The organism is Phenylobacterium sp., from assembly GCF_035276905.1.
Lineage (GTDB): Bacteria > Pseudomonadota > Alphaproteobacteria > Caulobacterales > Caulobacteraceae > Phenylobacterium.
Genome location: NZ_DATELG010000230.1, coordinates 1 through 9,970, shown reverse-complemented (window position 1 = coordinate 9,970; position 9,970 = coordinate 1). Strand labels below are relative to the sequence as shown.

The 9,970-nt window shown below is 69.3% G+C and carries 13 protein-coding genes; 6 read left to right on the top strand and 7 right to left on the bottom strand.

Going from position 1 to position 9,970, the window contains the following annotated elements; all coding sequences use genetic code 11:
* Positions 1-60: 60 nt before the first annotated feature.
* The 3 genes from trhA to VJS38_RS10750 all read right to left on the bottom strand — a co-directional run bounded on the left by trhA (position 61) and on the right by VJS38_RS10750 (position 2,431).
* Positions 61-738 carry a PAQR family membrane homeostasis protein TrhA gene (gene trhA / locus VJS38_RS10760; RefSeq protein ID WP_324088144.1) on the bottom strand — a complete coding sequence of 226 codons (678 nt, stop codon included), beginning with the start codon at positions 736-738 and terminating at the stop codon, positions 61-63.
* Between the two features lie 77 nt (positions 739-815).
* A complete protein-coding gene (locus VJS38_RS10755; RefSeq protein ID WP_324088143.1) occupies positions 816-1,028 on the bottom strand; it encodes a hypothetical protein in 213 nt (70 codons plus the stop codon).
* Positions 1,029-1,213: 185 nt separating this feature from the next.
* Positions 1,214-2,431 (bottom strand): NADP-dependent isocitrate dehydrogenase, encoded by a 1,218-nt coding sequence (locus VJS38_RS10750; protein WP_324088142.1) that lies wholly within the window; start codon positions 2,429-2,431, stop codon positions 1,214-1,216.
* A 154-nt stretch (positions 2,432-2,585) separates the two neighbouring features.
* Between VJS38_RS10750 and VJS38_RS10745 the strand changes: the two genes are divergently transcribed.
* From VJS38_RS10745 to VJS38_RS10720, 6 genes are all read left to right on the top strand, one after another.
* Complete coding sequence (locus tag VJS38_RS10745; protein ID WP_324088141.1) at positions 2,586-3,359, top strand: RNA methyltransferase; 774 nt, start codon at positions 2,586-2,588, stop codon at positions 3,357-3,359.
* Positions 3,360-3,521: 162 nt separating this feature from the next.
* Positions 3,522-4,010: a nuclear transport factor 2 family protein gene (locus VJS38_RS10740; RefSeq protein ID WP_324088140.1), complete on the top strand. Its 489-nt coding sequence runs from the start codon at positions 3,522-3,524 to the stop codon at positions 4,008-4,010.
* 156 nt (positions 4,011-4,166) lie between these two features.
* The gene (gene rpsD / locus VJS38_RS10735) at positions 4,167-4,784 is read left to right on the top strand and encodes a 30S ribosomal protein S4 (protein ID WP_324088139.1); all 618 of its coding nucleotides are present in this window, start codon (positions 4,167-4,169) and stop codon (positions 4,782-4,784) included.
* A 136-nt stretch (positions 4,785-4,920) separates the two neighbouring features.
* Complete coding sequence (locus VJS38_RS10730; RefSeq protein WP_324088138.1) at positions 4,921-5,685, top strand: Crp/Fnr family transcriptional regulator; 765 nt, start codon at positions 4,921-4,923, stop codon at positions 5,683-5,685.
* A 112-nt stretch (positions 5,686-5,797) separates the two neighbouring features.
* Positions 5,798-6,058, top strand: coding sequence for a hypothetical protein (locus tag VJS38_RS10725; RefSeq protein WP_324088137.1), 261 nt, complete (start codon positions 5,798-5,800; stop codon positions 6,056-6,058).
* 5 nt (positions 6,059-6,063) lie between these two features.
* Positions 6,064-6,372, top strand: a complete 309-nt coding sequence (locus tag VJS38_RS10720) for a hypothetical protein (protein WP_324088136.1) — start codon at positions 6,064-6,066, stop codon at positions 6,370-6,372.
* A gap of 27 nt (positions 6,373-6,399) precedes the next feature.
* Here the strand turns inward: VJS38_RS10720 and grxD are convergent, their stop codons facing one another.
* From grxD to purQ, 4 genes are all read right to left on the bottom strand, one after another.
* Positions 6,400-6,750, bottom strand: coding sequence for a Grx4 family monothiol glutaredoxin (grxD, locus tag VJS38_RS10715; RefSeq protein ID WP_324088135.1), 351 nt, complete (start codon positions 6,748-6,750; stop codon positions 6,400-6,402).
* A gap of 80 nt (positions 6,751-6,830) precedes the next feature.
* Positions 6,831-7,064, bottom strand: coding sequence for a BolA family transcriptional regulator (locus tag VJS38_RS10710; protein WP_324088134.1), 234 nt, complete (start codon positions 7,062-7,064; stop codon positions 6,831-6,833).
* A gap of 48 nt (positions 7,065-7,112) precedes the next feature.
* Positions 7,113-9,308 carry a phosphoribosylformylglycinamidine synthase subunit PurL gene (gene purL, locus VJS38_RS10705; protein ID WP_324088133.1) on the bottom strand — a complete coding sequence of 732 codons (2,196 nt, stop codon included), beginning with the start codon at positions 9,306-9,308 and terminating at the stop codon, positions 7,113-7,115.
* A gap of 32 nt (positions 9,309-9,340) precedes the next feature.
* Positions 9,341-9,970, bottom strand: a 630-nt coding sequence (gene purQ, locus VJS38_RS10700) for a phosphoribosylformylglycinamidine synthase subunit PurQ (protein ID WP_324088132.1), incomplete at its 5' end; no start/stop codon positions are given.

Here is a 9,970-nt window from a genome sequence, read left to right as displayed (position 1 = left end):
CTGGCGGCGGTGAAGGCGGCGATCGCCGGCTGAGGGGCGTTCGGCGCCCGCCCGCGCGGCTCAGCGCGCGACCAGCACGACGCCCAGCAGCACCGCCGCCCAATGGGCGCCGGCGGCGGCGACCACGTGGCCGTGCCAGATGGCGCGGGCGTACTTCAGCCGCTTGTTCAGGTAGAAGATCACGCCGGTGGAGTAGAGCACGCCGCCCAGCGCCAGCAGCGCCATGGCCAGGCCCGCCGTCGTCGCCATCATCGGCTTCAGCGCCACCAACACCAGCCAGCCCAGCACCAGGTAGACCGCCACCCAGAACCGCCGATCGAGCATCGGCAGGAAGATCTTCCCGAAGGCGCCCAGCGCGGCGATGCTCCAGACCGCGGCGGTCATCCCCCAGGCCCAGGCGCCCGTCAGGTTCGAGGTGGTGAAGGGGGTGTAGGAGCCGGCGATCATCAGGAAGATCCCGGCGTGGTCGAGCCTTCGCAGCGCCGGCCGGTAGGCGGGCTTGGCGAAGTTGTAGGCGGTCGAGAAGGCCAGCATCGCCAGGAGGCCCGCGGCGTAGATCGCAACCCCGACCGTCTTGCTGATCGAATGCGCGCCCACCGCCAGCACCAGGAGCACCACGCCGCCGACCAGGGCGAGCGTCAGGCCCACCACGTGCACCACCAGGTCGGCGCACTTGGCGGCGGGCGTCGGGTAGTGACGGGGCGGATGAAGGGACGATGCGGGGGCGGCCTGGTCCATCATGCGAACTCCCTTGCGCCGTGGCCGTCGGACTCTGCGGGTCCGCCGTCCGCCATGCAAGGGCCCAGAGCCTTCGCCTAGCTTCTGGTCTCCCGCTCGTCCCAGTTCGGCCAGGCCGGCGAACGGGCGGACATGTTGATCCATTGGGCGGCGAGGGCGACGTAGGCTGCGATCATCTTCCGGTCTTCGCACCGGTCGGCGAGGGCGTGGGTGGCCTCGGCCATCCGCAGGCAGTGGGTGCGCCAGCTGGTCTGGCGCTCGTCGTCCATCACCATCGTACCTCGCCGCATGCCGGAGGCGGCCTTCAACCGCCGCGGGCGGGCAAATGGAAGGGCGGGGGCTTATCGGCGGCTTAAGAAGCATGGTTGCCGCCGCGTCCACCATGACGCCCCCCGGCGGGCGGGCCATCCCCGCAATGAAAACGCCCGCCGCGGTCTCCCGCGGCGGGCGTGATCTCGGCGGCTTGGCGTGCGGGTCAGGCCGGCTGCAGCGCCTTTTCGAGGTTCTCGGCGACCTTGTCGATGAAGCCCTCGGTGGTCAGCCAGCCTTGCTCGTCGCCGACCAGCAGGGCGAGGTCCTTGGTCATCGCGCCGCTTTCGACGGTGTCGACGCAGACCTTCTCCAGCGTCTGGGCGAACTTGGCCAGCGCCTCGTTGCCGTCGAGCTTGGCGCGATGCTCCAGGCCGCGGGTCCAGGCGAAGATCGAGGCGATCGAGTTGGTCGAGGTGCTCTCGCCCCGCTGGTGCTGGCGGAAGTGCCGGGTGACGGTGCCGTGGGCGGCCTCGGCCTCCATGGTCTTGCCGTCCGGCGTGACCAGCACCGAGGTCATCAGGCCCAGTGAGCCGAAGCCCTGGGCGACCTGGTCGGACTGCACGTCGCCGTCGTAGTTCTTGCAGGCCCAGATGAAGGCGCCCGACCATTTCAGCGCCGAGGCGACCATGTCGTCGATCAGGCGGTGCTCGTAGGTCAGGCCGGCGGCCTTGTAACGCTCGACGAACTCGGTCTCGTAGACCTCCTGGAAGATGTCCTTGAAGCGCCCGTCATAGGCCTTGAGGATGGTGTTCTTGGTCGACAGATAGACCGGGTAGTTGCGGTTCAGGCCGTAAGCCAGCGAGGCGCGGGCGAACTCGCGGATCGACTCGTCGAGGTTGTACATGCCCATGGCGACGCCGCCGCCGGGGAAGTCGAACACGTCGTGCTCGATCTTCTGGCCGTTCTCGCCTTCCCAGCTGATCTTCAGCTTGCCCTTGCCCGGGACCACGAAGTCGGTGGCGCGGTACTGGTCGCCGAAGGCGTGACGGCCGACGACGATCGGCTGGGTCCAGCCCGGGATCAGCCGGGGCACGTTCTTGCAGATGATCGGCTCGCGGAAGACCACCCCGCCCAGGATGTTGCGGATGGTGCCGTTCGGCGACTTCCACATCTTCTTGAGCTTGAACTCCTCCACCCGCGCCTCGTCCGGGGTGATGGTCGCGCACTTCACGCCCACGCCGTACCGCTTGATCGCCTCGGCGGCGTCGACGGTCACCTTGTCCTCGGTCGCGTCGCGATGCTCGATGCCCAGGTCGTAGTAATCGATCTGGAGGTCCAGGAACGGGAAGATCAGCTTGTCCTTGATCAGCTTCCAGATGATGCGGGTCATCTCGTCGCCGTCGATGTCGACGACGGGGTTGGCGACTTTGATCTTGGCCACAGGGCGCTCCCAGACGGATTTCGTTCGAGGGCCGTATAGCGGCCAAACGGGCCGACGCAAGCTCAAGCCGGCGATTTCGTAACCTTTGTCAGCTTCGCGCGGAGGCGATCGGCCGGGGCTTGCCTTCGCCGCCGCGGCCTCCTCTATACGCCGCATGGCCGAAGCCTTCCTCGCGACCCCGGTGGTCATCCTCACCGCCCCGCAACTGGCCGAGAACATCGGCGCGGTCGCCCGGGTGATGGCCAATTTCGGCCTCTCGGAGCTGCGCCTGGTCAATCCGCGTGACGGATGGCCGCAGGACCGCGCCTGGGCCTCGGCCTCGGGCGCCGACTGGCCGCTGAACGAGGCCAGGGTCTTCCAGAGCGTGGCCGAGGCGATCGGCGACCTGCAGCTGGTCTACGCCACCACCGCGCGGCCGCGCGAGCTGCAGCTGCCGGTGCTGACGCCGCGCCGGGCGGCGGCGGACCTGCGCCAGGCCGCGGCCGAGGGCCTGCGCACCGGCCTCCTGTTCGGCGGCGAGCGCGCCGGGCTGGAGACGAGCGACATCGCGCTCTGCCAGGCGGTGGTGACCATCCCGATCGATCCGAAGTTCCGCTCGCTCAACCTCGCCCAGGCGGTGGCGGTGAACGGCTACGAGTGGTGGACCGCCGCGCTCGACGCCCCGCCGCCGAACTTCCGCGAAGGCGCCGCGCCGGCGGAGGCCGCGGCCCTGCTGGGGCTCTATGAGCACCTGGAGCGGGAACTGGACGCCGCCGGCTTCTTTCATCCGCCGGAGAAGACGCCCTCGATGGTGCAGAACCTGCGCGCCGCGCTCGGCCGCGCCCGGTTCACCGACCAGGAGGTTCGCACGTTCCGCGGCGTGGTGACCGCGCTGTCGCGCGGGCGCGGCAAGGTGCTGGAGAAGCTGGCCCGCAAGGGCGCCGGCTAGACCATTCGCCGCCGAAGTTCGGCGGTTCGCCGAATGCTCTGGCGGGGCGAGGAGGCGGTGTGACGAGCTTCAGGGCGCTTGCTCAGCGCATGGCGAATTAGGACCGCCGGTCTTGCGGCGCGCGGCGCAGTCGGCGATCAAGGACGCGGGCAGGAGAGTTAGATGGCGTTTTCGACACGAAGCCTGGCGACCGGCGCGGCGCTTCTGATGGTGCTCGGCTTCGGCCGCGAGGTGCTGGCGCCGCCGCGGTCGATCGCCGAACGTGGGGTGCGGCTGGCGCTGATCCGCCTGAACGGCCTGCTCAGCCGGCGCGACCTCTCCATCCTCGACGAATTCATCGACGCGCCCGACACCTTGCTAATCGGCCCCGGGCCGGAGGAGCGCGCCCGCGGCCCGATGCAGATCGAGGGCTTCTTCGAGCAGCTGTTCGCCAAGCCCGAGGCGCATTCCTTCTCCTGGCGCGAGGTCGACGTCTCGGTCTGCGGCGACGTCGCCTGGATCCACGCCGACGGCGAGCTGGTCCAAAAGACCGACTCCGGCGAGACGCGCGCACCCTACCGGCTGGCCGGCGTGCTGGAGCCGCGGGGCGGCGACTGGAAATGGCGGATGTTCCAAGGCTCGCGGCCAGCGGACGGCGCAGCCTCGGCTTGACTCCGAAAAGAGCGGCCGGCATATACGCCCCCTTCCGCCGCCAGGCCCTGGGCCTTGCGGGCCGGAGCCTATGACGGGTTGATGCGGACGCCGCCGTTGCAATCGCGGGCCTTTTCCTAAAGGCGCGCCGGGCCGTATCGAAGTGAAGAGATAGGCATGTCCAAGCGCCACAGCGCCAAGTACAAACTCGACCGCCGGATGGGCGAAAACATCTGGGGTCGCCCGAAGTCTCCCATCAATTCGCGCGCCTACGGTCCCGGCCAGCACGGCCAGCGTCGCAAGTCCAAGGTCTCCGACTTCGGCCTGCAGCTGCGCGCCAAGCAGAAGCTGAAGGGCTACTACGGCAACCTGACCGAGAAGCAGTTCAGCCGGATCTACGAGGAAGCCGCCCGCCGCAAGGGCAACACCTCGGAAAACCTGATCGCGCTGCTGGAGTCGCGCCTGGACGCCATCGTCTACCGCGCCAAGTTCGTCCCGACCCCGTTCGCGGCCCGCCAGTTCGTCAACCACGGCCACGTGCTGGTGAACGGCAAGCGCGTCAACATCCCGTCCTACCGCGTGAAGGCGGGCGACGTGGTGCAGGTGCGCGAGCGTTCGCGCAACATGGCCCTGGTGCTGGAAGCCCTGGGCTCGTCGGAGCGCGACACCCCCGACTACATCACCGTGGACGCCAAGGCGATGAGCGCCACCTTCGTCCGCGCGCCGGAACTGGCCGAGGTGCCGTACCCGGTGAAGATGGAGCCGAACCTGGTCGTCGAGTTCTACGCGTCCTAAGACGCCGGACGACATTAACAAATGTAAAGGGCCCCGGAGCGAATCCGGGGCCTTTTTGCTGTCTGGGCCGAAGACCGGCCCAACCGCGCATGCAGGTCTTCTCGTTCAGTTCAGGGGCCGGACGAAGTGTCGGCCCGTGGACAGACTCAGGCCCAGGCCTGGAACAGAAGGTCGAACCTGGCGGGTTGGTCGTGTTTTCGGTGGTCTCGTGCCGGGTAGAAATTTAGTTCTTCGTTCGTTTGAGGCTGATCTAGATCAACTGAAGCCCCACCTTAGCCTGGAGCCATTCCAAGCTGGGCAAGTGCTCAAAGATCAGTGGGAGGAGGTCGATCGGGTCTATTTTCCGACCTACGGCCTCGTTTCTGCGCGCGCCATCCTGGCGAGCGGCCATCAGCTCGAGTGCACGCTGATCGGCCGGACGAACGCGGTGGGCGTCGTGGCCACGCTCGGCTTCCACAGCTCGCTCACGCGCTACGTCTGCCTGACCGACGGCCACGCCTGGTCGATCCCGTTGTCCAAGCTGCTCGCGGCGATGCGCACGTCGGAAGTGGTCGAGCGGCAGTTGAAGGTCTTCGCCTTCGCGCAGATGGGCTACGCCATGCTGGGCGGGGTGTGCAACGCCATGCACAGCGCCGAGCAGCGAGTCTCGCGCTGGCTGACCACCGCCGCCGACCTGCTCGGCCGGACGGAGATCCGGCTCTCGCAGGAGGAACTCGCCAGCGGGCTCGGCCTTCAGCGCACGGCGCTCAATCCGACCCTGCAGCGGCTGAAGGCCGAGGGGCTGGTGGAGGTGGCCAGGGGACGGATCGGCATCCTGGCGGCCGACCAGTTGAAACAGCGGGCGTGCGAATGCTCCCACATGCTGCGGCGCTCGCTGTTCCTTGAGGCGAGCGCGCATTGAGTTGAATTCGTCGGAGGAAACTGGCCTCGCTTCGACGCGATCATTTGTTCGTGCGCGGCGTCGCCGGACGCCGTCTGGAGACATACTGGGCTCGTGAACTGTGAGGCCTGAAATGTCTGACCACGGCGAAGCCCAACTGAGCATGGTGGCGCACGACTCCGCGGTGCACGCCGCCCTGCTGATGGATCTCCTGCGGATGGTGCAGCGGATCGACCCGTCGGTCGTCCAGGACCATGTGGCGCGGGCGGAGCGGGAACTGCGCGAGGCCAGCGGCGGCGATCCTGCCAAGCCGCAGCACGGCGGGCCCCACAGCGTGCTGGAGCACCGGCTGGCCTACCTCCGTTCGGTGCAGATCCAGGCCGCGGTCGCCTGATCGGGATGGCGGGACGCGCCCCGTCCTTGGGCCTGCTGGCGGCGGCCGTGCTGCTGGCGGCTTGCGGGCGGCCGGCGCACTCCGGGCCGGTCCGCACCCCGCTGGAGGCCAGCGAGATCGCCCAGCGGGCGCTCAGGGCCGCGCACCTCGATGAGCAGGTGGTCGACGCCCGCCGGCAAGGCGACGTCTGGATCGTCATCACCCGCTGGCCGGAGACCTCGCTGAACGGGCACCTGGTGACCGTCGACGGCGCCAGCGGCAAGGTCACGGTCGAGCGCTATCGGACGGTCGAGCTCGGCTGGTCCGATCGATAGCGGCCGTCTCCCCCAACTTCGCAGGGCTCAGCCCTCCTGGGCGGAGACGCCTTGCTGCTCGAGGAAGGACTGCAGCTCGCCGCTCGAGTACATCTCGCGGACGATGTCGCAGCCGCCGACGAATTCGCCCTTCACATAGAGCTGCGGGATCGTCGGCCAGTCGGAGAAGCGCTTGACGCCTTCGCGCAGCGGCTCGCTCTGCAGCACGTCGACGCCGACGTACTCGACGCCAAGCTGGTCGAGGATCTGCACCACCGCGGCGGAGAAGCCGCAGCGCGGCTGGTCCGGCACGCCCTTCATGAAGAGGATCACCGGGTGGTCCGCCACCGCCTTGGCGATGAAGTCGTGGACGGGATCGGTGGTCGCAGCTTCGGTCATGGATCGCCCCTTCGGCGTAGAAACTCACGGGCAAGAGCTAGGGAGGGGACCCGCCTGGGTCAAGCGGACGCAAGGCCGCGTCAGGCGGGGGCGGAGGTCTCCAGCGCCAGCGCGTGCAGCTCGCCCCCCATCTTGCCCTTGAGGGCTGCGTAGACAAGCTGGTGCTGCTTCACCCGCGTCAGGCCCGCAAAGGCGGCCGAGACGATCCGCGCCCGGTAGTGGTCGCCGTCGCCGGCGAGGTCGTCGACCTGAATCTGGGCGTCGGGAAAGCCCTCGCGCAGGGCGGCTTCGAGCGCTTCGATCGGCATCGGCATGGGCAGGCTCCGGTTATGGAAGCGCTCGATAGGCGCAAGGGGGCGTTCTCAGTCCATGTACCTGGGCATCCAGCCCTCGTGGGCCTGGCGCAGGCGGGCCAGCGGCAGGCTGAAGAGGCCGTCGACGGCGAGCGCCTCGCCGCCGGCCTTGCCGATCACGGCGGCGGGGACGCCGGCGGCCTGGGCGGCGGCCAGGATCGGGGCCGGATCGGCGGCCGCGAGCAGGTAGCGGGCCTGGTCCTCGGCGAAGAGCTGGGCGTGGGCCGCCCCGTCCGCGAGCGTCAGGGTGACGCCGACCCTGGAGGCCAGCGCCATCTCCGCGGCCGCGGCGACGAGGCCGCCGTCGGCGAGGTCGTGGACCGTGCCGGTGACGCCGTCCTGGATCAGCTTGCGCACCAGCTCGCCGTTGCGCTTCTCCACCGAAAGGTCGACCGGCGGCGGGGCGCCGTCCTCGCGGCCCAGCACCTCGCGCAGGTACATCGAGGCGCCGAGCTCGCCCTTGGTCTCGCCGATCAGGACGAGGGCGTCCTGCGCCTTCAGGCTGGAGAAGTCCGCGTGGCGCGCGCTCTCGCCGATCAGGCCGACGCCGCCGACGGTGGGGGTCGGCGGAATGGCCGCGCCGTTGGTCTCGTTGTAGAGGCTGACGTTGCCGCTCACGACCGGGAAGTCGAGGGCGGCGCAGGCCTCGGCCATGCCGTCGGTGGCGCGGACGATCTGGCCCATGATCTCCGGCCGCTCGGGGTTGCCGAAGTTGAGGTTGTCGGTGATGGCGATCGGCTCGGCGCCGACGGCGATCAGGTTGCGCCAGGCCTCGGCCACCGCCTGCTTGCCGCCCTCGTAGGGGTCGTTCAGCACATAGCGCGGGGTGACGTCGGAGGTGACGGCGAGGGCCTTTCTGGTCCCGTGCACGCGGACGATGCCGGCGTCGGCGCCGGTGGCCGAATCCTCCAGGGTGTCGGCCATCACGTGGCGGTCGTATTGTTCCCAGATCCAGCGTTTCGACGCCATGTCGGGGGCGCTCATCAGCCTGACCACCGCCTCGGCGTAGTCGGCCGGCGCGGGCGCGTCGGCCGCGGTCACCCGGGCCTGCAGCTTGGGCTGGACCCAGGGCCGGTCGTAGAGCGGGGCGTCGTCGAACAGCGGCGCCAGCGGCACGTCGGCGACGACCTCGCCCTTGTGCTTCAGCACCATGTGGCCGGTGTCGGTGGTCTTGCCGATCACCGCCGCGTCCAGGCCCCACTTCTCGAAGATGCGGTAGCCGTCTGCCTCGCGGCCGGGCTTGAGGACCGCCAGCATCCGCTCCTGGCTCTCCGACAGCATCATCTCGTAGGCGCTCATGCCCACTTCGCGCTGGGGCACGCAGTCCAGGTCGAGCTCGATGCCGACGCCGCCCTTGCCGGCCATCTCGACCGACGAGGAGGTGAGGCCCGCCGCGCCCATGTCCTGGATCGCGGCCACCGCGCCCGACGCCATCAGCTCCAGCGTGGCCTCGATCAGCAGCTTCTCGGCGAAGGGGTCGCCGACCTGCACCGTCGGGCGCTTCTCGTCGGAGGCGTCGTCGAACTCGGCCGAGGCCATGGTCGCGCCGTGGATGCCGTCGCGGCCGGTCTTGGAGCCGAAGTAGACCACCGGCAGGCCGGGCGCGGGGGCCGCCGAGTAGAAGATCTTGTCGGCGTCGGCCAGGCCCACGCACATGGCGTTGACCAGGATGTTGCCGTCATAGCCGGTGTGGAAGTTGGTCTCGCCGGCCACGGTGGGCACGCCCACGCAGTTGCCGTAGCCGGCGATGCCGGCGACCACGCCGCTGACCAGCCGCCTGGTCTTCGGATGCTCCGGCGCGCCGAAGCGCAGCGCGTTGAGCAGGGCCACCGGCCGCGCGCCCATGGTGAAGACGTCGCGCATGATGCCGCCCACGCCCGTCGCCGCGCCCTGGTAGGGCTCGATGTAGGAGGGGTGGTTGTGGCTCTCCATCTTGAAGATGCAGGCCTGGTTGTCGCCGATGTCGATGACGCCGGCGTTCTCGCCCGGGCCGCAGATCACCTTGGGGCCCTTGGTCGGGAACTTCGCCAGCTGCTTCTTGCTGGACTTGTAGGAGCAGTGCTCGCTCCACATCACCGAGAAGACGCCCAGCTCCACGAGGTTCGGCTCGCGGTTCAACCGGCGCAGGATCAGCTGGTACTCGTCGGGCTTCAGGCCGAACTCGGCGGCCGATTCGGCCATGGTCTTGGAAGGCTGGGCGCTCATGCGGGCCTAATAGCGGGGATCGTGCGGGGGCGCTACGCGCTCGCCAGCGCGCTCTGGAACAGGATCGCCCCGTCGGCCGAGCCAAGGGCCTCGTCGAAGGCGCGGTCGGGGTGCGGCATCAGGCCCAGCACATTGCCGCGGGCGTTGACGATGCCGGCGATGTCGCGCGCCGAGCCGTTGGGATTGTCGAGGTAGCGGAAGGCCACCTGGCCCTCGCCCTCCAGCCGGTCCAGCGTGGCCTCGTCGGCGAAGAAGTTCCCCTCGCCGTTACCGACGGTCATGGTCACCTCGCGGCGGCCGGCGTAGCCCGCGGTGAAGCGGGTCTGGGCGTTGGTCACTTCCAGATCGACGGGCTTGCAGACGTACTTCAGCTTCTCGTTGCGCAAGAGGGCGCCGGGCAGCAGCTGGGTCTCGCAGAGCACCTGGAAGCCGTTGCAGATGCCGACCGTCGCCACCCCGCGCTCGGCGGCCGCCTTCACCTCGCGCATGATCGGCGACAGCGACGCCATCGCCCCGCAGCGCAGATAGTCGCCATAGGAGAAGCCGCCTGGCAGCACGATCAGGTCGAGGCCGGCGGGCAGCGCGGTGTCGGCGTGCCAGACCATGTCGACCTTCGCCCCGGTCGAGCGCTCGACCGCCACCTTGCAGTCGCGGTCGCAGTT